General features: G+C 70.6%; 26 protein-coding genes and 1 tRNA gene. 20 read left to right on the forward strand and 7 right to left on the reverse strand.

The window, feature by feature from the left end; translation table 11 throughout:
• The first annotated feature begins 28 nt into the window (after window positions 1–28).
• From LPW41_RS14035 to LPW41_RS14055, 5 genes are all read left to right on the forward strand, one after another.
• Window positions 29–739, forward strand: coding sequence for a phosphatase PAP2 family protein (locus tag LPW41_RS14035; RefSeq protein ID WP_230705158.1), 711 nt, complete (start codon window positions 29–31; stop codon window positions 737–739).
• A 73-nt stretch (window positions 740–812) separates the two neighbouring features.
• On the forward strand, window positions 813–1,217 hold the full coding sequence (locus LPW41_RS14040) for a YbaB/EbfC family nucleoid-associated protein (protein WP_230705159.1): 405 nt from the start codon (window positions 813–815) through the stop codon (window positions 1,215–1,217).
• Window positions 1,217–1,522: a hypothetical protein gene (locus tag LPW41_RS14045; RefSeq protein ID WP_144832997.1), complete on the forward strand. Its 306-nt coding sequence runs from the start codon at window positions 1,217–1,219 to the stop codon at window positions 1,520–1,522. Before LPW41_RS14040 ends, LPW41_RS14045 begins: the two co-directional genes overlap by 1 nt.
• The gene (locus LPW41_RS14050) at window positions 1,522–2,400 is read left to right on the forward strand and encodes a WXG100 family type VII secretion target (RefSeq protein WP_154097425.1); all 879 of its coding nucleotides are present in this window, start codon (window positions 1,522–1,524) and stop codon (window positions 2,398–2,400) included. The genes LPW41_RS14045 and LPW41_RS14050 overlap by 1 nt, the downstream gene beginning before the upstream one ends.
• Window positions 2,397–2,825 carry a YbaB/EbfC family nucleoid-associated protein gene (locus LPW41_RS14055; protein ID WP_230705160.1) on the forward strand — a complete coding sequence of 143 codons (429 nt, stop codon included), beginning with the start codon at window positions 2,397–2,399 and terminating at the stop codon, window positions 2,823–2,825. The genes LPW41_RS14050 and LPW41_RS14055 overlap by 4 nt, the downstream gene beginning before the upstream one ends.
• A 24-nt stretch (window positions 2,826–2,849) precedes the next feature.
• Here the strand turns inward: LPW41_RS14055 and LPW41_RS14060 are convergent, their stop codons facing one another.
• From LPW41_RS14060 to acs, 3 genes are all read right to left on the reverse strand, one after another.
• Window positions 2,850–3,773, reverse strand: a complete 924-nt coding sequence (locus tag LPW41_RS14060; protein ID WP_230705161.1) for a hypothetical protein — start codon at window positions 3,771–3,773, stop codon at window positions 2,850–2,852.
• Between the two features lie 77 nt (window positions 3,774–3,850).
• Window positions 3,851–4,138 (reverse strand): WXG100 family type VII secretion target, encoded by a 288-nt coding sequence (locus LPW41_RS14065; RefSeq protein ID WP_230705162.1) that lies wholly within the window; start codon window positions 4,136–4,138, stop codon window positions 3,851–3,853.
• A gap of 119 nt (window positions 4,139–4,257) precedes the next feature.
• A complete protein-coding gene (gene acs, locus LPW41_RS14070; protein ID WP_230705163.1) occupies window positions 4,258–6,225 on the reverse strand; it encodes an acetate--CoA ligase in 1,968 nt (655 codons plus the stop codon).
• Between the two features lie 433 nt (window positions 6,226–6,658).
• On the opposite strand from acs, the gene LPW41_RS14075 reads away from it, so the two are divergent.
• The 14 genes from LPW41_RS14075 to LPW41_RS14140 all read left to right on the forward strand — a co-directional run bounded on the left by LPW41_RS14075 (window position 6,659) and on the right by LPW41_RS14140 (window position 20,307).
• Window positions 6,659–7,642 carry a TadA family conjugal transfer-associated ATPase gene (locus LPW41_RS14075; protein WP_154097430.1) on the forward strand — a complete coding sequence of 328 codons (984 nt, stop codon included), beginning with the start codon at window positions 6,659–6,661 and terminating at the stop codon, window positions 7,640–7,642.
• Window positions 7,639–8,535: a type II secretion system F family protein gene (locus LPW41_RS14080; protein WP_230705164.1), complete on the forward strand. Its 897-nt coding sequence runs from the start codon at window positions 7,639–7,641 to the stop codon at window positions 8,533–8,535. Before LPW41_RS14075 ends, LPW41_RS14080 begins: the two co-directional genes overlap by 4 nt.
• A gap of 119 nt (window positions 8,536–8,654) precedes the next feature.
• Complete coding sequence (locus tag LPW41_RS14085; protein WP_230705165.1) at window positions 8,655–8,852, forward strand: DUF4244 domain-containing protein; 198 nt, start codon at window positions 8,655–8,657, stop codon at window positions 8,850–8,852.
• A complete protein-coding gene (locus LPW41_RS14090; protein WP_230705166.1) occupies window positions 8,849–9,241 on the forward strand; it encodes a TadE family type IV pilus minor pilin in 393 nt (130 codons plus the stop codon). The genes LPW41_RS14085 and LPW41_RS14090 overlap by 4 nt, the downstream gene beginning before the upstream one ends.
• On the forward strand, window positions 9,241–9,561 hold the full coding sequence (locus LPW41_RS14095) for an Rv3654c family TadE-like protein (protein ID WP_144833036.1): 321 nt from the start codon (window positions 9,241–9,243) through the stop codon (window positions 9,559–9,561). Before LPW41_RS14090 ends, LPW41_RS14095 begins: the two co-directional genes overlap by 1 nt.
• A gap of 68 nt (window positions 9,562–9,629) precedes the next feature.
• Entirely contained in the window at window positions 9,630–12,524 is a 2,895-nt protein-coding gene (gene topA, locus LPW41_RS14100) for a type I DNA topoisomerase (RefSeq protein ID WP_144833038.1), read from the forward strand.
• Complete coding sequence (gene tmk / locus LPW41_RS14105; protein ID WP_186325501.1) at window positions 12,521–13,195, forward strand: dTMP kinase; 675 nt, start codon at window positions 12,521–12,523, stop codon at window positions 13,193–13,195. Before topA ends, tmk begins: the two co-directional genes overlap by 4 nt.
• Before the next feature lie 70 nt (window positions 13,196–13,265).
• Complete coding sequence (locus LPW41_RS14110) at window positions 13,266–14,444, forward strand: DNA polymerase III subunit delta' (RefSeq protein WP_186325502.1); 1,179 nt, start codon at window positions 13,266–13,268, stop codon at window positions 14,442–14,444.
• Window positions 14,441–15,982 carry an alpha/beta hydrolase gene (locus LPW41_RS14115; protein WP_230705167.1) on the forward strand — a complete coding sequence of 514 codons (1,542 nt, stop codon included), beginning with the start codon at window positions 14,441–14,443 and terminating at the stop codon, window positions 15,980–15,982. The genes LPW41_RS14110 and LPW41_RS14115 overlap by 4 nt, the downstream gene beginning before the upstream one ends.
• 62 nt (window positions 15,983–16,044) lie before the next feature.
• A complete protein-coding gene (gene deoC, locus LPW41_RS14120) occupies window positions 16,045–16,716 on the forward strand; it encodes a deoxyribose-phosphate aldolase (RefSeq protein ID WP_144833040.1) in 672 nt (223 codons plus the stop codon).
• A 66-nt stretch (window positions 16,717–16,782) separates the two neighbouring features.
• A tRNA-Thr gene (locus tag LPW41_RS14125) sits at window positions 16,783–16,855 on the forward strand.
• 153 nt (window positions 16,856–17,008) lie between these two features.
• Window positions 17,009–17,404, forward strand: a complete 396-nt coding sequence (locus tag LPW41_RS14130; RefSeq protein ID WP_144833042.1) for a hypothetical protein — start codon at window positions 17,009–17,011, stop codon at window positions 17,402–17,404.
• A 75-nt stretch (window positions 17,405–17,479) separates the two neighbouring features.
• The gene (locus tag LPW41_RS14135) at window positions 17,480–19,732 is read left to right on the forward strand and encodes an efflux RND transporter permease subunit (RefSeq protein ID WP_230705168.1); all 2,253 of its coding nucleotides are present in this window, start codon (window positions 17,480–17,482) and stop codon (window positions 19,730–19,732) included.
• Complete coding sequence (locus tag LPW41_RS14140) at window positions 19,729–20,307, forward strand: isochorismatase family protein (RefSeq protein ID WP_230705169.1); 579 nt, start codon at window positions 19,729–19,731, stop codon at window positions 20,305–20,307. Before LPW41_RS14135 ends, LPW41_RS14140 begins: the two co-directional genes overlap by 4 nt.
• A 6-nt stretch (window positions 20,308–20,313) precedes the next feature.
• On the opposite strand, the gene LPW41_RS14145 is transcribed toward LPW41_RS14140, so the two are convergent.
• From LPW41_RS14145 to LPW41_RS14155, 3 genes are all read right to left on the reverse strand, one after another.
• A complete protein-coding gene (locus LPW41_RS14145; protein ID WP_230705170.1) occupies window positions 20,314–21,420 on the reverse strand; it encodes a PAS domain-containing sensor histidine kinase in 1,107 nt (368 codons plus the stop codon).
• 121 nt (window positions 21,421–21,541) lie between these two features.
• Complete coding sequence (locus tag LPW41_RS14150) at window positions 21,542–23,128, reverse strand: molybdopterin-dependent oxidoreductase (RefSeq protein ID WP_230705171.1); 1,587 nt, start codon at window positions 23,126–23,128, stop codon at window positions 21,542–21,544.
• Window positions 23,129–23,170: 42 nt separating this feature from the next.
• A complete protein-coding gene (locus tag LPW41_RS14155; protein ID WP_230705172.1) occupies window positions 23,171–24,109 on the reverse strand; it encodes a DMT family transporter in 939 nt (312 codons plus the stop codon).
• An 80-nt stretch (window positions 24,110–24,189) separates the two neighbouring features.
• On the opposite strand from LPW41_RS14155, the gene LPW41_RS14160 reads away from it, so the two are divergent.
• Window positions 24,190–24,672 (forward strand): Lrp/AsnC family transcriptional regulator, encoded by a 483-nt coding sequence (locus tag LPW41_RS14160; protein WP_230705173.1) that lies wholly within the window; start codon window positions 24,190–24,192, stop codon window positions 24,670–24,672.
• 21 nt (window positions 24,673–24,693) lie between these two features.
• On the opposite strand, the gene LPW41_RS14165 is transcribed toward LPW41_RS14160, so the two are convergent.
• Entirely contained in the window at window positions 24,694–25,533 is an 840-nt protein-coding gene (locus LPW41_RS14165; protein ID WP_230705174.1) for a hypothetical protein, read from the reverse strand.
• Between the last annotated feature and the right edge of the window lie 11 nt (window positions 25,534–25,544).

Raw genomic sequence — 25,544 nt, forward strand, 5'->3', positions numbered from 1 at the left:
GAAGTGGCGGGGAGGATCATTCGTGCTCATGACCACCTCCGTCGTGCCGGGCGCGTCGTCCGCCGCCGCCTCGAACCCCTTCCTGGCCCCCGCCGCCCACCCGCGTCGGCTGGTGCTCACCGCCGTGGCGACCGTGCTCGTGCTCGTCGCTGTCGGCTTCCTCCTGCGGCTCGTGCCGCTCGACGTCGGGCTCTCCCGTGTCGTGCACCGCTCGCACCTCGGTGCCCTCGGTGCGATCGCGGAGGGGTTCTATCGTGCGGTCAAACCGGTCTCGGCGGCCGGGATCATGGTCGTGGCGACGGCGGTCGTCGGCTTCGCCACGCGTCGGTGGCAGGCGGCCCTCGCGTTCGTCGGGACGATCGCGCTCACTTGGGGCTCGGCGGAAGCGATCAAGCTCGTCGTCGAGCGGCCTCGCCCCGGCCTGTCGGAGCAGGTGGTGAACGCCGTCGGGACGACGGCCGACCCGTCGTTCCCGAGCGGCCACGTCGCGTTCGTCGCCGCTTTCGCCGCGGCGGTGATCTGCGTGTCGTGGGCGACCCGCTGGCGCGCCCTGGCGATCGGAGTGGGCGTCGTGCTGGTCGCGGCGATGATGCTGTCGGTGGTGTACATCGGCGTGCACTACGTCGGCGACGCGGTGGCATCCGTCATCTGGGTGGCGGGCATCTTCCCGGCCGTGCGCGCCCTCCTGGCGTTCGTCGTCGCACGGGCGCAGGAAGTGGTCGACGCCCGACGCCGGTGAGCCGGACCCTCCCCGTGCGCGGCATGAGGTTCGATAGCATCGGGCCGAGCCGATAACCGGGGGGAGGGCTCGAATGAACGACGCCGCGCAGATGCTGATCGCGATCGCCGGTCAGTTGGAAAAAGCCAAGGAGCTATCCGACGTCGCGGAGAACCTGTCGGGGGAGCTCGCCGCTCTCACCGGGGTGGGAAGCAGCGAAGATGACGAGGCGACGGTGACGGTCGATCACCAGGGCATCGTGACGGGGGTGACTCTGTCCGCCGGGGTCTCTCGCTCGGATGGTCGCTCGATCGCGGAGGCGATCCTCACTGCGACGAAGCGTGCGATCGACGACGTCAAGCGTCAGGCCGAGCCTTTGCAGGCGGCCATCCTGCAGCCTTACCGCCCCCAGCAGACCGTTGACTTCTCGGCGCAGTTGGACGAGCTTTTCCGTCGTGTTCAAGCGGTCGACGGGATCACAGACGAGGAGAATCGCTGATGACCGATCTCGATGTCCAGGCCGACGCGTTGCACGCGCACGCGTCCGCTCTTCACGGTTCGGCGGAGAGGTTCGACGCGGCGGCGGTTGCGGCGCTGCAAGCGGTCTCTCTCTCGCCCGAGGCTTTCGGGCTGCTGTGCTCGTTCCTCGTACCCGTCGTCGGCACGCAGCAAGCGACCACGGTTGCGGGGCTGGGCGCACTCAAGCTCGCTTTGTCCGCAGAGGCGACCGCCGTCTCAGCAGCGGGGAGCGCCTACGCCCTCCTCGACGACGTGCTCGCCTCCGAGATCGCGAAGGTCATCTGATGTCCCTGCTCGTCGCGCCCACCTATGAGAGCGGAGCGAGCGGGGAAGCCATCCTCGGGGCGATTCCCATTGCGGGAGGAATCGCCGACAGTGTTCGCGACTTCGGTAACGGCAATATCACCTCGGGCGTGATCGACGTCGCCGGATCGGCTCTCGACGTCGTCGGCGTCATCGCGAACCCCATTGCCACGCTCGTATCGTCGTGCGCGGCGTTCCTCCTCGACTACATGAGCCCGCTGCATGAAGAACTCGAACTCCTCACCGGGAGTCCGGAGATGGTGCGTGCGCTCGGCGGGACCTGGGACAACGTGGGGGAGGCGCTCACCGCGATCGCCGACGATCGCGACCGCGCGCTCGCCGGGTTGCGCGAGTCGTGGGAGGGCGCGGCGGCCACCGGCTACGAGACCGTCGCCAACGGCTTGACGACCCTTATGCGCTCGTTGGCCGACGCCGCCCACAGCAACGCCAACGGACTGCGTCTCGCGGCTTCCGTCGTGCAAGTCGTGTACGAGATCGTGAAGGGCATCATCGCTGATCTGGTCGGTCAGCTCATCCAGGCGGTCGTCATCGCCATGGCGACCGTGGGCGTCGGCCTGCCGGCCGTCGTCGCCCAATGCAGCGCGAAGATCGCCCAACGCGTACCCCAGGTCGCGCGATGGGTGGAGAAGATCCAGGAGGTCATGCGCCGAATACAGGACATCGTCGAGACGTTCACGCAGCTCGGACGCAAGTTCGAGATCAACGCGGGCACCATCAAAGGCACCCTCGACAGAAAGGTCGACGTGTTGGTCAGCGTCCAGTCCGTCGATCTCGTCAACGCCGTGAAGGGCATCAACAGCGGCATCACGAAGTCCACCGAAGCGGGGGCCGAGTCGTGAGCGGCCCCGGCGACTCCTCCGGGGTACCGCAGCCCACGCGCGAGCGCCTCGCCCTGCGTGAGGCGCAGTACGCCGCTGCCCGCGCACGCGGAGAAGAAATCCTCGCCGCTCAGCGGGCGATGGACGCGGCGCGGGGCACAGCCTCGTCCTACCTCGGCGAGGTCACGGCGACGGTGTCGGCCCGGGGCCTTCTGACCGATCTGCAGATCACGCCGCGAGGAGCCGCGCTGGGCCCACGGGTCCTGGGACGGCTCGTCTCGACGACGATCCGCGAGGCGCTGCTCGATCTCGAGGGCAATCTGATCGCTGCGGTCGACGAGACCGGCCACTCCGAGGCTTCTGCTGCACTCGTGGCAGAGGTCACGGGTGGATTGCGGGGCCCTCTGGCAGCCCTGGATGATACAGAAACTGCGCGCCAGCAGTGACATCGCGCGGTGGCGCGCCGTCGCCTACCGCTCGCCGCCCATCGTTGACGCGACCGTCGGAAGGTGCGAGCCTCCCGACCGCGTGCCCACATACACACCAGTCGGCGTGCCGGGTGGAACGTCCCAGACGTCGATGGCTTGTTGGCGCGACATCGTGACGTGCTTCTGAGCGTCGGGCGCCTCCTGCCATGGCACCTTGCCCTCGAGGCCGTACCCCTTCCAGTCCGGGCGGATGAGGCGCTGGCCGAGGGAGAGTCCGGCACCACCCTCGAGACGACGCGGGAAGACCCCCGTGCCCGCGACCAGGGGATCGGCGCGACCCCATGCGCGTTCGGGGACGGATTCGATCACGCCCGCAAGCGTCGTCGCGACGCTACGGATGTGGCCTGCGTCGTAGGGCTCGAAGCCGTAGGCGAGCACGACGCCGGCGCGAATGACCACGGCGCTCACGGAAACCATCTCTGCGAGCACGTCGAGGGTCTGCGGTGTCAGAAGGTCCTCGGCGAAGGAAGGCACGAATCCCTCGACGGTCCAACGGCCGTCAGCCGTGCGCCCGGGACCCAGCGGCGGAAGTGAGAGCCCGTAGTCCTTCTGCGTCGATGCAGCGTCGACCAGTCTGATTTCGGGGAGAGGCGCAGGCAGATCGATCCACACCGCGTTCGTCTCCCGCCGATCTCCGTGCGGAATGCCGCTGTTCGTCGTGCCGTATTCGTACCCGATCAGGCGGCCCGCGCGACAGCGGTGCCCGGCGACGGACCCCTCGGCGACGTCGATCACCGCAACCGTCCAGATGTCGTTGCGGCGGATGCCGCGCAGAGCTGCCTCGCGCAGCTCGTACGGAGGTGCGGGCTGGCTGGCGAACCAGGCCCACCCGCTGCCCTCCATCTCCGCTCGGAGCTGGGCCCGTTCGCGCAGAGCCTCCTCGCGCTTACGCTTGCCGAAAATCACGGTCGCAGTCTACGTGCGCAACCCATCGCCGCGACCGATTGCGGGTGCAGCCACTCGCGGGAGGAGGGGGAAGGCGGTCAGAATGAACGTGCGAGCGCCGACTCGGCGTCGGCGATCGCCGTCCCGGTCCGTAGGAGCACTTCGGCGCAGCCGTCGAGCAGAGCCTGCATGGCGCGCATCTGCTCTTCCCACTGCGTCCGCGCGAGGGAGTACGCCTCACGCGCCTCGCCCTGCCAACCACTCTCCATGGCAGCGAGCTGTGCGTCCAGCTGATCGAGTTCTGCGCCCATGCGTGACGACGCGCTGCGAAGCGTCTCGACGGTCTGGCTGACGCGGCCAAAATCGATCCGGATGCGATCCGCCATCCTCGTCCCCCTCGAATGTCGATTCCCGACACCACAGTACCTAGCTCGACGGCCGCTCCCCGTGCTTTTCGAACGTTGAAGATCCCGGATGCCATGGATCACGGCATCCGGGATCTTCCTCACTTCACCTGGGCGCTGATGACGCTCATGACGGCGGTGTCGGCGAGGGTCGTGGTGTCGCCGACCTCGCGGCCTTCGGCGACATCGCGGAGGAGACGGCGCATGATCTTGCCCGAGCGCGTCTTGGGCAGTTCTCCCACGATGTAGACGTCGCGCGGGCGGGCGATCGGGCCGATCTGCTGGCCGACCCACTTGCGCAGCTCGTCGCCGAGCCCCTCGACGGGGTTCTGCTTGAGGTAGCGGCTCTTGATGATGACGAAGGCGACGACCGCCTGACCCGTGGTCTCGTCGCTCGCGCCGACCACGGCCGCCTCGGCGACGCCCTCGTGACCGACCAGGGCCGACTCGATCTCGGCGGTCGAGAGGCGGTGCCCCGAAACGTTCATGACGTCGTCGACGCGGCCGAGCAGCCACACGTCGCCGTCGTCGTCGAGGCGGGCGCCGTCGCCGGCGAAGTAGTAGCCCTTGTCGGCGAACTTCTCCCAGTACGTCTCGCGGTAGCGGTCGGGGTCGCCCCAGATGCCGCGCAGCATGCTCGGCCAGGGTTCGGTGACCACGAGGAGTCCTCCGCTGCCGTTGCCGACCGGTTCGCCCGCGTCGTCGACGACGGCGATCGAGATGCCGGGCACGGGCACCTGCGCCGAGCCCGGCTTCGTCTCGGTGACGCCCGGCAGCGCGGAGATCATGATGGCGCCGGTCTCGGTCTGCCACCAGGTGTCGACGATCGGCGTCTCGTCGGCGCCGATGATCTCGCGGTACCAGACCCACGCTTCGGGGTTGATCGGCTCGCCGACCGAGCCGAGCAGGCGCAGGGACGACAGATCGAACTTCTGCGGAACGTCGCGTCCGATCTTCATGAAGGACCGGATCGCGGTGGGCGCGGTGTAGAAGATCGACACCTTGTGCTTCTCGATGAGCTCCCACCAGCGTCCGGGGTGCGGGGTGTCGGGGGTGCCTTCGTAGAGGAGCTGAGTGGCGCCGTTGGCGAGGGGGCCGTAGGTGACGTAGGTGTGCCCGGTGATCCAGCCGATGTCGGCGGTGCACCAGTACACGTCGGTCTCGGGGTGCACGTCGTGGACGACGCGGTTCGTGAAGGCCGCCTGCGTCAGGTATCCGCCGGAGGTGTGCAGGATGCCCTTGGGCTTCCCCGTCGTGCCGGAGGTGTAGAGGATGAACAGCGGCGTCTCGGCGGGGTAGGCCTCGGCCTGGTGCTCGCCCGACGCCTGGGGCACGACGTCATGCCACCAGAGGTCGCGCTCATCGGTCCACTCGACCTCGTTGCCGCCGCGCTTGACCACGACGACGTGCTCGACCGTCTCTTGGACGCCCGACCCGTTGCGATCGGCCAGGGCCTGGTCGACCGCGGGCTTCAGCGGCGACACCTTTCCTTTACGCCAGCCGCCGTCGGCCGTGATCACGACCTTCGCTCCGGCGTCGTCGATGCGCGCGCGCAGGCTGTCGGCCGAGAACCCGCCGAAGACGACGGAGTGCACCGCGCCGATGCGGGCCACTGCGAGCATCGACGAGATCGCCTCGGGGATCATCGGCAGGTACAGCGCGACGCGGTCGCCCTTCTCGACGCCGAGGTCGGTCAGCACGTTCGCCAGACGCTTCACCTCGTCGGTGAGTTCGGCGTACGTCACGTTGCGGGTGTCTCCCGGCTCGCCCTCCCAGCGCAAGGCGATCCGGTCGCCGTTACCGGCCTCGACGTGGCGGTCGAGGCAGTTGTAGGCGACGTTGAGCTCGCCGTCGGCGAACCACTCGGCGAAGGGCGGATTCGACCAGTCGAGCACCTTCGTGAAGGGGGTGTGCCAATGCAGCTCCCGTGCCTGGTCGGCCCAGAAGCCCTCGCGGTCGGCTGCGGCGCGCTCGTAGAGCTCGCGGTCGCCGATCGCGGCGTCGGCGAATGCGGCCGACGGGGCGAACCGGCGGGTCTCGTTGAGGAGGTGGTCGATCTGGCTGCTCATCGCGGCGCTCCTTCGCGTTCACGGACGCCGGCGCCCATGCGCAGCGTCGTCACGTCGGTCACGCTAGCGACACCCTCCGACACGGGCCACCTCCGATAGTTGGCATCGCGGTGATCGGTCGGCGCAGCAGGGAAACAACTGATATATCGCGTTGCATACGTCTGGAAAGTTGGTGGCGCCCTCCGGCGCGCGTACGCTGTCTACCGCCCGAACATCGCTTCCGGCACCGCGTCGGGGGAGCCCCCCAATTTTCCCCGGCGCGTGGCGGCATCCCTCGCCCCCCACTGTAGGGATGCCGCCCCCTTCATTTTCGGACGGCCCTCCCGCGCGACGAGGCGCGGGGTTCCTCCCCAGATGACTCATCGCTCCGTCTCTCCACCGATCGACCGATCCGGTCAGCGGGCGCGGTCGACCGGTCCCTACGGTCGTCGTCATGTCGATTCCCTCCCTCCCCGCTCCGTCCGTCGTCGACGCGACGGACGCGGATCGCGACGACGCGGCGCTGGCGTTCCTTCGCCCGTTCCTCGACGACCCCACTGTCACCGATCTCTTCGTCAACGGCGAACGGGGCCTCTTCGTCGACCGCGGAGACGGCATCGTCCGCGTGCCGTCGTGGCGGGCCAGCGAGGCGGAGGTGCGACGACTCGCCGTCCGCCTCATCGCGCGCGGAGGGCGGCACCTCGACGACGCCTCTCCATGCGTCGATGTGAGGTGGGCGCGAGGGGTGCGCGTGCACGCGGTGCTCGCGCCCGTCGCAGCGACCGGGACGTGCATCTCGGTGCGCGTGCCGGTGTGGTCCGCACCCGACATGGCGAGGCTCGAAGGTACCGGCATGTTCGACGCCGCGCAGAGGGCCCGGCTCGAGGGACTCGTCGCTCGGCGCGACAACCTGCTGATCGTCGGCGCGACGGGGGCCGGGAAGACCACTCTCCTCGCCGCTCTCCTGGGCTGCGTCGCCGACACCGAACGGATCGTGACGATCGAGGAGGTCGCCGAGCTGCGACCAGCGCACCCCCATCACGTCGCTCTCGAAGCGCGCCAGGCCAACATCGAAGGCGTCGGAGGCATCCCCGTGTCGCGTCTCGTGCGCGAGGCGCTGCGCATGAGGCCCGACCGGCTCGTGATCGGCGAGGTGCGCGGCGAAGAGGTGCGCGAGCTGCTGCTCGCGTTGAACACCGGCCACGACGGGGGAGCCGGGACGCTCCATGCCAACAGCCTCGTCGACGTCGCGCCCCGGCTCGAGGCCCTGGGCGCTCTCGCGGGGATGGATGCCGGGGCGGTGGCACGGCAGACGGCGGGGGCGATTGCGGCGATCGTGCACGTGGAGCGTGTCGCCGGGCGCCGCCGTGTCGCGGCATGGGGGCGACCCGCGATTCGCGACGGTCGACTGCTGATCGAGGCGCGGGAGTGGGAGTGACACGGCCCTCCGCCCGTCCGGCCGCGGGCGACGACGACGCGATCGAGACCGTCGCGCGGTTGGCGACGCTCATGGCCGGGGGCGCTGCACCGGCGGCGGCGTGGTCGCACCTCGCAGCCGGAGGCGGTGCCGTCGTGAACGCCGCAGCGGATGCCGCGCGACGCGGCGTCGACGTCGGACCCGTGCTGGTCGCCGCGGGCGGCTCGTGGATCGGGGTCGGGGCGATCTGGAGCGTCGCGGTCGAGACCGGAGCTCCCCTTGCCGAGACGCTGCGCGGGGCCGTCGTGGCGCTGCGCGATGTCTCGGAGGTGTCGGCCGATGTGGCCGTCGCGCTGGCCGAGCCCACCTCGACCGCCCGGCTGCTCGGCTGGTTGCCGGTGCTCGGGGTGCCGATGGGGTACGCGATGGGGTTCGACCCCGTGAGCATCCTCGTCACCGATCCCCTCGGACCGCCGTGCCTGGTCATCGGGGGCCTCCTCATGGTCGGGGCGCGACTCTGGACGAGAGCGCTCGCGCGCCGAGCTCGCCCGGCCGCACGCATTCCGGGTCTGGAGCCCGAGCTGTGGGCCGTCGCGCTGTCGGCGGGAGTGTCGGTCGACCGCGCGAGCGCGCTTATGGGCGGCCTCGCCGACGTCGGGGAGGACGACCAGGCGACAGCGGCCGTGCAGCGGACGCTCGATCTGGCGACCCGGGCGGGTGTCCCCGCCGTCGAGCTGCTCCGCGGCGACGCGTGGCTCGCCCGCCACCGCGCGCGCACCGAGGGGCGAACGGCCGCAGCGCGGCTGTCGACGCGGCTGCTGCTTCCGCTCGCCGTCTGCACCCTCCCCGCGTTCCTCCTCCTCGCCGTCGTCCCGCTGGTGCTCGGCATCGTCCGATCGAACGCCTTCCCCTGACCCGCGATCCGGCGCGACCGCGCCCTCCGCTCGCCGTCGGCCCGCGGAGTCATCCCCTCCCCACCTCTACCCTGGAGAACGACATGCCTCTCTTCCCTCATCGCGACTCGGGTTCTTCCTTGCTCCCGTTTCCCTCCCTCACGTCGGCGCGGGCGGGTGCGCTCTTCCTCGACGAACGGGGGGCGGCGACGGCCGAGTACGCGGTCGCCACGATGGCCGCCGTCGCCTTCGCGGGATTGCTCGTCGTCATCATGCGCAGCGACGAGGTGCGCGGCATCCTCACCGACCTGGTGCGCCGCGCCCTGACGGTGCAATGACGATGCCCTGGTCGCGCAGCGGGTGTACTCGCATCGCGGTGGCGGGCGCGTCGAGAGGTGAGCCCGGCCGACGGCTCGGTGAACGGGGGTCGGTCACGGCCGAGTTCGCCGTCGCCCTGCCCGCCGTACTGGTCGTGCTCGCCCTGGCGGTCGGTGCGCTGAGCACGGCGGCGGCGACCATCCGCGTGCAGCACGCCGCCACCGAGGCGGCACGGCTCCTCGGCCGCGGCGACGAGAGCGGGCTCGCGCGGGTCGCCGAGATCGGGGCCACGGCCACGATGCAGCGTTCGGACGACCTGGTATGCGTCGAGGCTTCAGCCCCCGTGCCGCTGCACCTTCCTCTCCCTCCCGTCGCCGCCCGGGCGTGCGCCCTGGACGGCAGGCACTGATGGCCGGCGCGACGGCGACGGTGGGGGTGGTCGCCGTCGTGGCGGCGCTGGCCGTCGGCCTCGGCTGCGTCGGCGGGGCCGCGATCGCCGCGTCGCGCCTCGCGGGGACGGCCGATGCGGCCGCACTCGCCGCGGCGGACGCGGCGAGCGGGGCGGTGACGGGCACCCCGTGCGACGAAGCGGGACGCATCGCCGCGGCCGGCGGAGCGACCCTGCGAGAGTGCGATGTCGCGGGCCTCGTCGCCACCGTCACCGTCGGCGGGGCGTACGGTGGAATCTCCCTCGATGCGCGCTCGCGAGCCGGACCCCCAAGCCGGTGAGCCCGTGAGACCTCCCGGAACCCGAACAGGGAGGCGTGTGTATGGTGTGCATCGAAGAAAGGACCCCAGTGGCAAACGGAAAGAAGCTCGTCATCGTCGAGTCCCCGACGAAGATGAAGTCGATCCAGGGATACCTCGGCGACGACTACGAGGTGCTCAGCTCGGTCGGTCACATCCGCGACCTCGCGTCGAAGAAGGAGATCCCGGTTGACAAGAAGGCGGCGTACGGCAAGTACTCCATCGACGTCGAGAACGACTTCGACCCCTTCTACGTGGTCAACGATCGCAAGACGAAGACCGTCGCCGAGCTGAAGCGCGCGCTCAAGACGGCCGACGAAGTCCTGCTCGCCACTGATGGTGACCGCGAAGGCGAAGCCATCGCGTGGCACCTGCTCGAGGTCCTCAAGCCCAAGGTTCCCGTGCGTCGCATGATCTTCCACGAGATCACCAAGGACGCCATCAAAGAAGCGGCCGAACACACGCGTGAGCTCGACGTCTCGCTCGTCGACGCGCAGGAGACCCGCCGCGTCCTCGACCGCCTTTACGGCTGGGACGTCTCGCCGGTCCTGTGGCGCAAGGTCGGCTCGGGTCGCGAGGGCACCGCCCTCAGCGCCGGCCGCGTGCAGTCCGCCGCCACCCGCATGGTCGTCGAGCGCGAGCGCGAGCGCATGGCGTTCGTGTCAGCGTCGTACTGGGACGTCGAAGCGCTCGCCTCGCAGGCGGGGTCGTCGTTCCGCACGCGCCTGAATCGTCTCGACGGCGCTCCCATCGCCCGCGGTGGCGACTACGACGACAACGGACAGCTGAAGAAGGCCGTCGTCGTGCTCGGTGAAGAGCAGGCCCGGTCCCTGGCCGAGGCGATCACCGCCGCCGGTCGCGCGACGGTCGCCAAGGTCGAGGCGAAGCCCGGCACCCGCAGCCCGCGCGCCCCGTTCACCACCTCCACGATGCAGCAGGAGGCCGGTCGCAAGCTCTCGATGAGCGCCAAGCACGCCATGGGCGTCGCGCAGCGGCTCTACGAGAAGGGCTTCATCACCTATATGCGTACCGACTCGGTCGCGCTGTCGGGCCAGGCCATCTCGGCCGCCCGTGCGCAGGCCGTGGCGCTCTACGGTGACAAGGCCGTTCCCGCCAACCCCCGCATGTACAAGAGCAAGTCGAAGAACGCGCAGGAGGCGCACGAGGCGATCCGTCCCTCGGGTGAGACCTTCCGCACGCCGGCGTCGCTCGCTTCGTCGCTCGACCGCGACGAGCAGAAGCTCTACGACCTCATCTGGAAGCGCACCGTCGCCAGCCAGATGGCGGATGCCAAGTACGAGACGACGACCGTCACGCTCACGGTGCAGGCGGGCGCGCAGACGGCCGAGTTCACGGCATCCGGCACCGTCTACACCTTCAAGGGCTTCCTCGAGGCCTACGAGGAAGGCGCCGACGAGAAGCGCAACGACGACGACGCCGACCAGTCGCTGCCCGCGGTGGCCGTCGGCGACGAGCTCGTCGTCAGCGACGTGGAGCCCAAGGGGCACAGCACCTCGCCGAAGCCGCGCTACACCGAGGCGAGCCTGGTGAAGGCCCTCGAAGAGAAGGGGATCGGTCGCCCGTCGACCTTCGCCAGCATCATCGGCGTCATCCTCGACCGCGGATACGTCACCAAGCGGGGTCAGGCGCTCGTGCCGAGCTGGCTCGCGTTCAGCGTCGTGCGACTGCTCGAAGAACACTTCGCCGACCTCGTCGACTACGACTTCACCGCCGCCCTCGAAGACGACCTCGACGCCATCGCCCGCGGCGAGCAGCGCCGCACCGAGTGGCTGAAGTCGTTCTACTTCGGCTCCGACAAGCAGGTGGGCCTGCGTCACATCGTCGACAACCTCGGCGAGATCGACGCGCGCGAGCTCAACTCCACGCGCATCACCGACACCGCGACCCTGCGCTTCGGCAAGTACGGTCCTTACCTCGAGGTCACCGACCCGACGGCCGACGCCGACGCCAAGCCGCGCATCGTCAACATCCCCGAAGACCTCGCTCCCGACGAGCTCACGCCCCAGAAGGCGCAGGAGCTCATCGACGCTCCGGTCGCGGGCGACCGCGTGCTGGGCGAGAACCCCGAGAACGGCAAGCTCGTCGTCGTCAAGGACGGCCGCTTCGGTCCCTACGTGCAAGAGGTCGACGCCGAGGAGCCCGAGGAGGTCGACCAGGCCACGGGTGAGGTCGTCGAGCAGCCGAAGAAGCGCGCGACGAAGAAGGACGCGGCCCCCAAGCCCCGCACTGCCTCGCTGTTCCGCTCGATGTCGGTCGACACGATCGAGCTGGACACCGCCCTGCAGTTGCTCTCGCTGCCGCGCGTCGTGGGCGCCGACCCGACGTCGGGCGAGGAGATCACCGCCCAGAACGGTCGGTTCGGTCCGTATCTGAAGAAGGGCACCGATTCTCGGTCGCTCGACGACGAGAAGCAGATCTTCGACATCACCCTCGAGGAGGCGCTGGCCAAGTACGCCGAGCCCAAGTACGGCGCTCGCCGCGCCTCGAGCGCCTTGAAGGAGTTCGACGCCGACCCGGTCAGCGGCAAGCCGCTCAAGCTGAAGGACGGTCGCTTCGGTCCGTACGTCACCGACGGCGAGACCAACGCCACGGTGCCGCGTGGCGAGAACGCGATGGAGATCACCTTCGAGCGCGCCGTCGAGCTGATCGCTGACAAGCGCGCGAAGGGACCGGCGCCGAAGCGGGCGACTGCGGCACGCAAGGCGCCGGCCGCCAAGACCGCCGCGGCCAAGACCACGGCCGCGAAGACCACGGCCGCGAAGACGACCGCCGCGAAGAAGACCACGGCGACCAAGACGACGGCGGCGAAGACCACCGCGGCGAAGACCACGGCGGCGAAGACCACCGCGGCCAAGACGACGGCGGCGAAGACGACCGCCGCCACGGCGACGACCACGCGCAAGGCGCCGGCGAAGAAGTCGTGACCGGCGACACCACCCGGCCGCTGCAGGTCCCTCGGGCCGCGGCGGCCGGGGGGCCCGGCCTGTTCGTGACGTTCGAGGGCGGCGACGGCGCGGGCAAGACCACGCAGGCGTCGCTGCTCGAGGAGTGGCTCACCGACCAGGGCCGACAGGTCGTGCGCACGCGCGAGCCCGGGGGGACCGAGGTGGGCGTCCGCATCCGCGACATCGTGCTGCATCACCGCGGTCACGTCGCTTCCCGCGCCGAAGCCCTGCTCTACGCCGCCGACCGCGCGCACCACGTCGAGACCCTCGTGCGGCCCGCGATCGCGAGGGGCGGCGTGGTCATCCAAGACCGCTACCTCGACTCCTCCGTCGCCTACCAGGGCGCGGGGCGGGTGCTCGACGCCGACGACGTCCGCGCGCTGTCGCTGTGGGCGGCCGAAGGGCTGCTACCCGACCTCACCGTGCTGCTCGACCTCGATCCCGCGGCGGCGCGAGCGCGCCTCGACGCCGACGACAAGCCGTTCGACCGCCTCGAGGCCGAGAAGAGCGAGTTCCACGCCCGCGTGCGAGAGGGGTTCCTCGCGCTCGCCGCAGACGAGCCGGAGCGCTTCCTGGTGCTCGACGCCGCTCGCCCGGCCGACGAGCTGGCGGCGCGCGTACGCGAGGCCGTCGGCCGGCGACTGGGCTGATCACGGGTCACCAGGGGATGCACAGCCGCGCACCGACGGCGGTGTCCGACCCCCCGGATAGGCTGGGCCCATGTCCGTCGTGATCGAGCCGTCGTCCCGGACCGCCGGTCCGGCGCCCTTCCCGTGGGACGCCGTGTGGGGGCAAGACGAAGCGGTCGCGAGCTTGCGCACCGCGGCATCCGACCCCTCCGCCCTCGCCCACGCGTGGCTCATCACCGGTCCGCCCGGGTCGGGTCGCTCGACCCTCGCCTACGCCTTCGCCGCCGCGCTGATCGCCGACCCCGGCGACGAGCAGGCCCAGCGGCAGGTGCTCGCGCGCACCCATCCCGACCTCACCGCGCTGCGCACCGAGCAGGTCGTGATCCGCATCGACGAGGCCCGCCGTCTCGTCGAGCGCGCCTCGTTCGCCCCCTCGCTCGGGCGACACCGCGTGATCGTCGTCGAAGACGCCGACCGCATGTCGGAGCGCACCTCGAACGTGCTGTTGAAGGCGCTCGAAGAGCCGCCCGAGAAGACCGTCTGGGTGCTGTGCGCACCCAGCGACGCCGACCTGCTGCCGACCATCCGCTCGCGCGTCCGCGTACTGCGACTGGCCGAGCCCAGCGTCGCCGACGTCGCGGCGCTCATCGTCGAACGCACCGGAGTGACCCCCGAGGTCGCAGAGGAGTCCGCCCGGCACGCGCAACGCCACATCGGCATGGCGCAGCGCCTGGCCACCGACGACGACGCCCGCGCCCGGCGGGCCGAGACGCTCGCTGCGGTGCTCGCGGTGCGGGGCATCGGCGACGCCGTCGACGTGGCGAGCCGCATCGTGCGACTGGCGACCGACGACGCCAACGCGCTCACCGCGACCCGCGACGAAGAAGAGCGTCGCTCTCTGCTGCGCATGCTCGGAGTGGCCGAGGGGGTCGCCGTGCCGCCCTCGGTGCGCGGGCAGGTCAACGCGCTCGAAGACGACCAGAAGCGTCGCGCCACGCGCAGCCTGCGCGACGGGATCGACCGCGTGCTCACCGACCTGCAGTCGTTGTTCCGCGACGTGGTGATGATCCAGTACGGCCGCGAGGGCGACCTCGTCAACAGCGAGCGCATCGACGCGCTCCGCGCCCTCGCGAGCGAGTGGTCGCCCGCCCGCACCCTCGGCGTGCTCGACCGCATCTCGGTCACTCGCCGCAACCTCGAGCAGAACGCCGCCCCGGTGCTGGCGTTGGAGAGTCTGATGATCACCGTCGCCAACGGATCGACCCCGTGAGCCTGCGCAGGCGCATCACCGCTGCCGCGGCGGGTCTCGCCGGCCTCGCCCTCGTTCTGAGCGGGTGCCTCTACGCGCAGATCCCGCCCACGGCCCCCGTCGACGGTCCGTCGCTCACGCCTCAGACCGAGGGCATCGACTCCTCGCTGCTGCCGTACTACGGTCAGACGCTCGATTGGCAGCCCTGCGGATCCGCCGGCTTCGACTGCACGAGCGTCACGGCGCCGCGCGACTACGCCGACCCCTCGGCGGGCGAGCTGCAGCTGGCCGTCATCCGCCACCGCGCGACGTCGGGTCAACCTCTCGGGTCGCTCTTGACGAACCCGGGTGGCCCGGGCGTGAGCGGCGTCGACACCGTGCGCGACTCCCTCTCGCTCGTGGCAGACGAGACGCTGACGCGCGACTACGACGTCATTGGGTTCGACCCGCGCGGAGTCGGGCAGTCCGCGCCCGTCACCTGCTACGACGCGGCCGGCATGGACGCCTTCCTGTACGACATCCCGCCCGGTGAGCGGGGGAGCGACGAGCGCAACGCCGCGCTCGAGAAGCGTCAGGCCGACTTCGCCCAGGCGTGCGCCGACAACAGCGACGGCATCCTGCCGTACGTCTCGACTGCGAACGCCGCGCGCGACATGGACCTGCTGCGCGCGGTGCTCGGCGACGAGAAGCTCAACTACCTCGGGTTCTCGTACGGCTCGTTCCTCGGTACCACGTACGCGGGCCTGTTCCCCGAGCGGGTCGGACGCATGGTGCTCGACGGCGGGATCGACCCGAGCCTTCCGTCCAGCGCGAGCGGAATCGCCCAGGCGGTCGGGTTCGAGAACGCCCTCCGCGCCTTCATGGCCGATTGCCTCACCTCGTCGGAGTGCCCGTTCACCGGCTCGGTCGACGACGCGATGAACGACCTGTCGTCCCTGCTGTCCCGCGTCGATGCGCGCCCGCTCACCGCCGGCGACGGGCGACAGCTCGGGGCCGACACGCTCGTAACTTCGATCGTGGCGGCGCTGTACAGCGATCAGAACTGGCCCTACCTGCGGCAGGCGCTCGCCGACGTGCAGAACGGCGACGCCACGGTGGCCTTCCAGCTCGCCGACTTCTACAACGGACGCGTCGACGGCACGTACCAGGACAACACGATGCAGGCGCTGCGCGCCTACAACTGCGTCGACTATCCCGACGAAGGCGACGAAGACGACCCGCAGCTGCTGGCCGAGCTCGAACAGAAGGCTCCCGTCGTCGCTCCGTACTGGATCGGGCCCGACGCGTGCGCCGCCTGGCCCGCGCCGCCGACCGGCGTCCGCGAGAAGATCACGGCGCCGGGCTCCCCGCCCATCGTGGTGCTGGGTACCACCGGTGACCCGGCCACGCCCTACACCGAGGCGCAGGCGCTCGCGGAGCAGCTCTCGCAGGGCGTTCTCGTCACCTACGTGGGCGAGGGACACCTCGCCTACAACAAGGGCAACGACTGCGTGAACTCGGCCGTCGACGATTACCTCGTCGACGGCACCGTCCCCGCGGTGGGACTCCGCTGCGAGTAGCGGCACAGCGTCGCGACCCCCACCCGCCTAGGCTTGTCATGTCACATCTCGAGGAGACCCCTATGACCGCGCCCATCGCCGACCTGGCGAGCTACATCGACCACACGCTGCTCAAGCCCGAGGCCACCCGCGCCGACGTCGAGCGCCTCATCGCCGAGGGCGCCGAGCTCGGAACCTACAGCGTGTGCATCTCGCCGTCGTTCCTGCCCGTCGACCTGCCCGCAGGGCTCAAGCTCGCCGTCGTCTGCGGCTTCCCGAGCGGCAAGCACCACGCCGAAGTCAAGGCCGCCGAGGCCGCCCTCTCGGTCGCGCAGGGCGCTGACGAGATCGACATGGTCATCGACGTGGGTGCGGCCATCGCGGGCTCGTACGACGTGGTCGAGGCCGAGATCCGCGCCGTGCGCACGGCTGCTCCCGCGCCCACCGTGCTGAAGGTCATCATCGAGTCCGCAGCGCTCAGCGACGAGGCCATCGTCGCCGTGTGCGAGGCGGCGGTCGCCGCCGGTGCCGACTTCGTCAAGACCTCCACCGGCTTCCACCCGGCCGGCGGCGCCAGCGTCCACGCGGTCGAGCTCATGAAGCGCACCGTCGGCGATCGCGCCGAGGTCAAGGCCTCCGGCGGCGTGCGCACCCGCGCCGCCGCCGAAGAGATGATCGCGGCGGGGGCCACGCGCCTCGGTCTGTCGTCGAGCCGCGACATCCTCGCTGACCGCTCGGCGACCGGGGACTACTGACCCGCGTACCGCGAGGCCCGCTGGAGCATGTAAGATCGATGATCGTGCACGCGACAGCGCGCACGTGCCGCCTTAGCTCAGACGGCAGAGCGATTCACTCGTAATGAATAGGTCAAGGGTTCGATTCCCTTAGGCGGCTCCGAAGGCCCTCACCCGCTTCCACCGGGTGGGGGCCTTTTTGCATCCCGCGCGACGAGCCGGGGGCCGGTGACGGTGCCCGATAGGCTGAGGGGCGCCTCGTTCCGCGCTCGCGCGACGGCGTCTTTCCGCCCGCTACCCCGCAGGAGCCCCCGTGTCGAATGCCCTCGATGCCGTCATCGAGATCTTCACGTGGGTGGGCCTCGGCGGTGGTCTGCTCCTCGCCTTCGCGGCGGTGTTCCTCTTCCTCGCCGACGGCACGTGGATGCCCGCACGCGCCGTGGTGGAGCACGTCGAGGGTGGGCGCGTCGTGCGGTGGTTCGACGACGACGGTGGGGTCAACGAGGCGCCGCTGTCCGCGCACGACGACGCGAAGGTCGGCGCCGCGGACATGACCGACATCTTCTATCGCCGGGGGAGTGCGCACCGCATGCGTCTGACGAAGTCGTCGCCGCTCGTACGGTTCGTCTCGTTGCTGGCCGCCGGGGTGCTCTCGCTCGGGACCATCGCGTTCGTGATCTCGATCGTGCTGTTGTTCGCGCGCGGGTGATCCGTGCCCGGCTCCCGCGCGGCCCGCGAAGGTCGGACTTGACGAACGGACCATATCGCTAGATAAGCTAGCAATATGCCCGACGCTCCCGCGCCCGCCCGCCGCCGTTCACGCCGCCTCGACGATCGATCGACGGCGTCGCGCTGGTTGCGCATCGGCATCCCGAGCCTTCTCGTGCTCCTCTGGGTCGTGGGCGGCTCGATCGGTGGACCCTTCTTCGGCAAGGTCGACCAGGTCGCCACCAACGACCAGTCGTCGTTCCTGCCCCAGTCGGCGGATGCCACCCGGGTCAGCGAGCGCCTGACCGATTTCGTGGGCAGTGACACGATTCCGGCCATCGTCGTTGCCTCGTCCGCCGATGGCAGTGCCCTGACCGATGAGCAGGTGACCGACCTGCAGACGCTCGCCACCGACATCGCGGGTCTCGACGGCGTCAGTGGCGACGCGTCGCCTCCGGTCGTCTCGGACGACGGGCAGGCCGCGCAGATCTTCGTGCCCATCGACAGCTCGGGCGAGGTGCGCGACGTCGTGGAGCAGGTGCGCGAGAAGGTGTCCGCCGAGGTGCCCGCGGGCATCGACGCGTGGGTCACGGGTCCCGCCGGCTTCACCGCCGATCTCGCCAAGGGCTTCCTCGGGATCGACGGGCTGCTGCTCGGTGTCGCGTTGGTCGCGGTCTTCGTCATCCTCGTGATCGTCTACCGCTCGCCGCTGCTGCCGGTGCTTGTGCTGCTGACCTCGGTGTTCGCGCTGTGCGTGGCGCTGTTGACCGTCTGGTGGCTCGCCTACGCGGGCATCGTGGTGCTCAACGGCCAGGTGCAGGGCATCCTGTTCATCCTCGTGATCGGTGCCGCGACCGACTACGCGCTGTTATACACGGCGCGCTTCCGCGAGGCGATCGGCGAGGGTCGCAAGAGGTGGGATGCCACGACCCGTGCCTGGCGCGGAGCGTTCGAGCCCATCCTGGCCTCGGGTGGCACGGTCATCGCGGGCCTGCTCTGCCTGCTCCTGTCGGATCTCGCGACGAACCGGGCCCTCGGTCCGATCGCCTCGATCGGCATCGCCTTCGCGGTGCTGTCGGCGCTGACCTTCCTTCCGGCCCTGCTCGCCCTGGTGGGGCGTGCGGCGTTCTGGCCCTTCCTGCCCAAGCCGGGCAGCACCGCCCTGCCCGACGACTTCACGCAGCCCGCCAAGGGCCTGTGGCCGCGGCAGGCGCGTTTCGTCGCGCGTCGGGCCCGCCCCGTCTGGATCGTGTGCACGCTCGTGCTCCTGGCCGCGTGCGTCGGGGTGACGCAGCTGCGCGCCGACGGCGTGCCCGCGAGCGACCTGGTGCTGGGGGCGTCCGAGGCGCGCGACGGTCAGGCCGCGCTCGCCGAGCACTTCCCGGGCGGCTCGGGAAGCCCCGCGTACGTGCTGGTCCCCGAAGCGCAGGCGGCTCAGGCCGTCGAGGTGCTCGATGGAGCGACAGGCGTCGACGCGGTGGCCGTGCTCAGCGGCGACGCGCCCGGCGGCCAGTCGCCGGTGAGCGTCGTCGACGGCGCCCTGCAGACCACGGCGTTCGGGCCTCCCGGCACGCCCGCCCCCGCGCCCACCGTCTCGAACGGCGACGTACTGCTCGCGGCGACGCTCTCGGACACCGCGGATTCACCCGCCGCCGACGAGGCGGTGCGGCAGCTGCGCGTCGATCTCACCGACCGGCTCGGTGAGGGCACCGCCCTGGTCGGCGGCGTCACGGCCACCGACATCGACTCCATCGACACGTCCATCCGCGACCGATCGCTGATCATCCCGATCGTCCTCGTGGTGATCCTGCTCATCCTGATGGCGTTGCTGCGCTCGATCGTGGCTCCGCTGCTGCTGATGGGAACCGTGGTGGTGTCGTTCGGAGCCGCCCTCGGAATCAGTGCGCTGGTCTTCGACGGCCTCTTCGGCTTCCCGGGCGCCGACCCCGCCGTCCCCCTGTACGGCTTCGTCTTCCTCGTCGCGCTCGGGGTGGATTACAACATCTTCCTGATGTCGCGCGTGCGGGAGGAGTCGCTCGCGCACGGCACCCGCGCGGGCATCCTGCGCGGCCTGGTCGCCACCGGCGGCGTCATCACCTCGGCGGGACTCGTGCTGGCCGCCACGTTCGCGGCGCTCGGCGTCATCCCGATCCTCTTCCTCGCGCAGATCGCCTTCATCGTCGCCTTCGGTGTGCTGCTCGACACCTTCGTGGTGCGCTCGTTGCTCGTGCCCGCCCTGGCGTACGACCTCGGTCGACGCATCTGGTGGCCCTCGAAGCTCGGCCGGCAGGAGCGGGCGGATGCCGACGCGCCTAGGCTCGAGGCATGACCCGAGCCCTGTTCATCGTCGACGTCCAGAACGACTTCACCGAGCACGGCGCTTTGGGCGTCGAGGGAGGGGATGCAGTCGCCGAGCGCATCTCGCGCTTCCTCGAGCGTCACGCGGGGGAGTACGCCGTGATCGTCGCCTCGCGCGACTGGCATCACGGCGATGACGACAACGGCGGGCACTTCTCGTCGACCCCCGACTTCGTCGACTCGTGGCCCGTGCACTGCGTCGGTGGCACCCCTGGCGCCGACTACGACGAGTTCTTCGACACCTCGCGGGTTACGCACCACCTCAAGAAGGGGCAGGGCAAGCCCGCCTACTCGCTTTTCGAGGGAGTGTCCGACGAGGGTGAGACCGCCGCGCAGATCCTCGAGGCCCACGGCATCCGCGACATCGATCTGGTGGGGATCGCGACGGACTACTGCGTGCGGGCCTCGACCCTCGACGCGCTGGCGGCCGGTCGCGGGGTGCGGGTGTTCACCGACCTGATCGCGGGGGTGCACCCCGACTCCAGCGCCACCGCTCTCGCCGAGCTCGAGGCAGCCGGTGCGCGGCTGACCCCCTCGGCGGAGTGAGCTCGGCTACACGCACCCGGTCGGGTCGTCGTCGTCGGTGCGGGGGATCGAGAGGGTCACCGTGGTGCCCTCGCCGGGTGCGCTGACGAGGCGCAGTCGACCGCCGTGCGCATTGGCCACGCGTTGTACGCTGGCGAGCCCGATACCCTGACCGCCGTCGCCCTTCGCGGCGTAGCGGCCGCGTTCGCCGTCGTTCGTGATCACCGAGAGATCGTCGGGGTGGATGCCGCGGCCGGTGTCGCGCACGCGCACGGCGGCACCCTCGTCGGTCTCGAACACCGAGATCTCGATCTCGTCGTCGGAGTACTTGGCCGCATTCTCGAGCACGTTCGCGATGGCGCGGCGCAGACCCAGGACGTCTCCGCAGACCGGAACGGGGTCCATCTGCGCATAGACGACGCGCTCGGACGCGGCGCCCGGGAGAACGAGTGCGACGGCGCCCCGGGCGACGAGATCCATGGTGGCGCGGTGGTGACCGCGCGTCGACTCCGGGTTGACGTTGGCCATGAGCGCCTCGGCCATCGCGACCATGTGGTCGCTCGCCTCGCCGGCCCGCTGCAGCAGGCGATTGTCGTCGCCGATCTCCTCGCCGATCAGGTCGAGGTAGCCGCGCAGCGCCGTCACGGGGGAGAGCAGGTCGTGGGCGAAGGTGCGCTGCAGGGCGACCCGCTCGTCGGCGGCCTGCTTCTCGCCGGTCAGGTCGCGCACGATCTTGACGAACCCGAGCACCTGGCCCTGGTCGTTGCGGATCGCCGAGATCGTGACGCGGGCCCAGAACTCCGAGCCGTCGCTGCGCAGGCGCCAGCCGGTGTCTTCGACGTGACCGTCGCGCTGCGCGGCGGCCAGCAGTGAGTCGGGAACCCCGCGTCGGCGGTCTTCTTCACGGTAGAAGCGCGAGAAGTGCGATCCGAGGATCTCGTCTTCGCTGTAGCCCTTGATGCGCTCCGCGCCGAGGTTCCAGCCGCGGACGAACCCGCCGCTGTCGAGCTTGACGATCGCGAAGAGGTCGACCTGCTCGTCCCAGTCCTGAGGGATCGAGCGCCGGATGCTCGTCAACGGGTGCGCCGGGTCGACCCCGGGCGCGACGGGCGGAGTCGGGGGTTCTTCGGGCACGCTGCTCATCGGACGGCACGGGCGCGGGTCGGGATACTCGCTGAAGCCATGCCTCGATCATGGCCCCCCGGTGGGGCGGACCGACAGCGATTGACATTCGCCGAACCGGTCCGCTCCCGTGTCACGAGACGGTGACGAGGGTGCGCTGCCAGCCGCTCGAGCCGTCGGGGGCGATGGGCGCCTGGTCCTGGATCTGCACGTTGCCCTGCGCGTCGGTGGCCCGGACCGCGATGTAGTGCGTGCCGGCCTCGGCGGTCCAGTCGAACTTCCACTGCACCCATGACTGGGCGTTGATGGGCGTCGAGAGCTGCGTCTGCTGCCACTCGCCGTTGTCGATGCTGACCTCGACCTTTTCGACGCCGATCGGCTGGGCCCAGGCCATTCCGGCCACGACCACGGGTCCGGCGGCGATCGGCGTGCCGATCTTGGGGGTGTCCACGCGCGACGACATCTTGATCGGCGCCTGCGCGGCGTACCCGCGAGGGGTCCAGTACGCCTCGTCCTTGTCGAAGCGGGTCACGGTGAGCTTGGTGACCCACTTCGTCGCCGAGACGTAGCCGTACAGACCCGGAACGACCATGCGCACGGGGAACCCGTGCTCGAAGGGCAGCGGTTCGCCGTTCATGGCCACCGCGAAGATCGCGTCGAGGTTGTCGTCGGTGAGCGAGGAGAGGGGAGTGGATGCCGTGAAGCCGTCCACGCTCTCGGAGAGCACCATGTCGGCATCCGCCTGCACACCCGCCATCCGCAGCACGTCGCGGATCGGCAGCCCCGTCCAGATCGCGTTGCCGACGAGGTCTCCGCCGACCTCGTTCGACACGCAGGTGAGGGTCACGCCGTACTCGTCGAGGCCCATGTTGACGAGGTCGTCGAAGCTGAGCTCGATGGGGTTGTCGACCATTCCCTCGATCGACAGGCGCCACGTGGTGGGGTCGACGTTGGGAACGCTCAGCGCCGTGTCGACGCGGTAGAAGTCGGCGTTGGGGGTGATGATCGGGCTGAGGCCGTCGATCTCCCAGTTGGCGTCCGCGGGGACGGTGACGGTCGACCGCGCGGCCGGCAGACGCAGGGCGTCGCGAGCGGCGGCGACCGACGAGGTCGCTGCGTTCAGCACACGTGCGCCCACTCCGACGACGACGGCGCCGACGGCGGTGAGGCCGGTGAAGAGCAGGAAGTGGCGGCGGTCGGTGCCCGTGGCCTCGACGTTCTGCGCGGTGGCGGCCGCCACCCAGCGACGCAGGCGGACCATGGCCAGCATCAGCACGAGGACGCCGGCGATGGTGCCGGCGACCGGGGGGAGCCAGCTGAGGGCGCCGGCGCCAGTGCGCGTGACGATGGCGGCGGTGGCGAGGATTCCGCCGATGCCGAGCAGCACGACCCCGACGAAGCGGAAGCGGTATTCGAGGACACCGGCGACGGCGGCCGCGACGGCGGCACCGAGTCCGACGCCGGCGAGCAGGGCGATCTTGTCGCTCTCGCCGAACAGGGTGATCGCGAGCTCCTTCAGGGGGCGCGGGACGATGTCGACGATGAACGAGCCGACCGCGAGGATCGGGCTCGCCGAGCGGGCGACCAGTGCCGCAAGGGCCTCGGCGACCGCCAGCAGTGCTGCCGCCGATACGATTCCGGCGAGTGCGGCCCAGATCCAGGCGTGGGGGCGGCGCACCGACGCCTTCCGGTCGGTCTTCGCCGTGGTGTCGGTGGTCATGGCATCCCTCGTCTCCGGCCGTCGCGCACGCGTGACGAGGCCTCACACCTCATTCGGAGCGGAAGGGGAAACGGATGCCGTGGGGGTGAGTGCGAAGAGGGCGACGCCCGACGCGATGAGGGCCAGGGCGAGAGCCAGTCCGGCCGTGACCGGCTCGCCGAGCAGGGGGGCCGCCACGACCGCGGTGAGCACGGGGCTGAGCGCGCCGGCCGCCGCGGGGATGCTGCTGCCGAGGTTCTTCACCGCCACGACGTAGCAGGCGGTCGACAGCAGGCCGGTCCCGATGCCCTGCACGAGGGCGTAGCCGCCGAGGGCTCCCAGGTCGATGGAGCCCGAGAACAGGTGCGACGGCAGGGCGCCGGTTGCGGCGAGCACCGCGGCACCGAGGAGTGAAGCGAGCGAGACGACGACGATCACCCCGACGGGGTCGAGGCGCGTGCGAGCGAGGCCCACCGTGTACGCCGCCCACACGAACCCCGCGGCCAGCAGCACGGCGATGCCGCCGGGGCCGGCCGATCCGCCGGTGAAGACCGCGCTGGCGGCGACGCCTGCGACGATGGCGGCGAGGGCGAGGGCTCGACGGCGGGGGATGCCGCGCCGGCTGCGCGCGAAGAGCAGGAGCGTGACGAAGAGGGGCACCGTCCCGGGCACCAGCAGGCCGGTCAGCGCGGCGGAGGTGAGGTGGGCGCCCCACGCGAACAGCAGGTAGTGGGGGAGTCCGGCGAGCAACACCAGCGCGACGATGAGCGCCCGCTCCCGGCGGAGAGCGCGAAGGGTGCGGGAGATCCAGGGCGACAGCACGAGCGCGGGCACCGCGAAACGCACGATCGCGGCATCCGCCATCGTCAGTCCGGCTCCCTCGAGGGCCCGCGCCGACAGGGCGAACGACGACCAGAGCGCGACGACCGCGGCCACGGCCGCGAGGCCGATCACGGTGGAGCGAGCGAGCGCGGGGCGGCGCGGCAGGGCGAACGTGGTCACCCGCTGAGCGTAGGGATTCGCCGGTGGCAGGCGATTGCGAAAGTTGCCCGTGAATCGTTGATCTTGGCAGAATCTGCCGTATGACGGCTCTCGATGGCATCGACAAGCGAATCCTGCACGAGTTGCAGCAGAACGGCCGTCTCACGAACCAGGAGCTGGCCGATCGTGTCGGCCTCTCGCCCTCGCCGTGCCTGCGGCGCGTGCGCCACCTCGAACAGCAGGGGGTCATCGAGGGCTATCGCGCCGTCGTCGCCCCGAAGGTCGTCGGGCTGAGCATCACCGCGTTCGTGCGACTACGCCTGGCGACGCACGAGGGGGCGACGGTGGATGCCGTGGAGCAGCGCCTGCGCGCGATCCCGCACATCGTCGAGGCGCACCTGCTGGCGGGTGACTGGGACTACCTCGTGCGGATCGTCACGCCGAGCTTCGCGGAGTACGAGCGCCTGCTGCGGGAGCACCTGCGCGCGATCCCGTCGCTGGCCTCGATCGACACCACGTTCGCCTTCGCCGAGACGAAGCCGCTCTCGCCGCTCCCGCTCGGCGAGGAGACCGCGCGCCGCTGATCGGATCGACCGGTCGCCCGATCAGGAGAGGAACGCCACCGGCAGGTCGGCGATCGGGAGACCCGAGGCGGCGATCTCGCGTTCGATCGCCGCGTGGTGTTCGGCGGGGGCGGTGAGCTGCACCTTCTCGGCCCCGTCGATGGGGGTTCCCCCGCCGCCGAGGAAGAGCGCCGTGGCTCCATAGGTGTCGATGAGCCGGGCGAGCAGGTCGTGATAGCGCTGCGCCTCGCCGGGGCCGACGACGACGCCCAGCTGCGGGCCGCTCACCTCCACGGGAGTGCCGGGGCCGACGCCCGCGGCCGTCCGCAGCGCGTCGGCGCCGGCGACGAGGGGGAGAAGGCGGTCCGCCATCTCGCGGCCGTCGATCGTCGAGATCCCCAGGCGCGCACCGTCCCAGATCGCAGCCTGCACGGTCTCCCCGGGCGCGAGTCGGCCGATCTCGGTCACGACCGGGGCGGGATCGAACCCGACGTCGGGACACCCGTCGTCGGCCTCGCCCGCGAAGGAGACGCGCGTGTCGGCGACGGTGACCACGTCGAAACCCCACGACACGGCATCCGAATACTCCGACGCGCACGCCAGGCGCCAGACTTCGTCGAGGTCGTCATCGGAGACGGTCACCGAGAGGGACGCGTGCGGCTGGACGAACAACGGCGCCTCGACCCAGCGTTCGCTCTGCACGTCCGTCACCCCGGGAATCGAGCCGACCTGCGCGCTCAACGCGTCGAAGGCGGGGTCGGAGCGGGGGAAGCGCGTCTCATCGGCCATGAGGCCGAACATCAGCACGCCCCCGCCGAGAACGGCGATCGCCGCCGCCGCAGCAGCGACGACGGCGATGCGGGACCGCACGTTCTTCGGCATCCGTCGACCTC

It is taken from the genome of Microbacterium sp. JC 701, assembly GCF_021026215.1.
GTDB classification, from domain to species: domain Bacteria; phylum Actinomycetota; class Actinomycetes; order Actinomycetales; family Microbacteriaceae; genus Microbacterium; species Microbacterium algihabitans.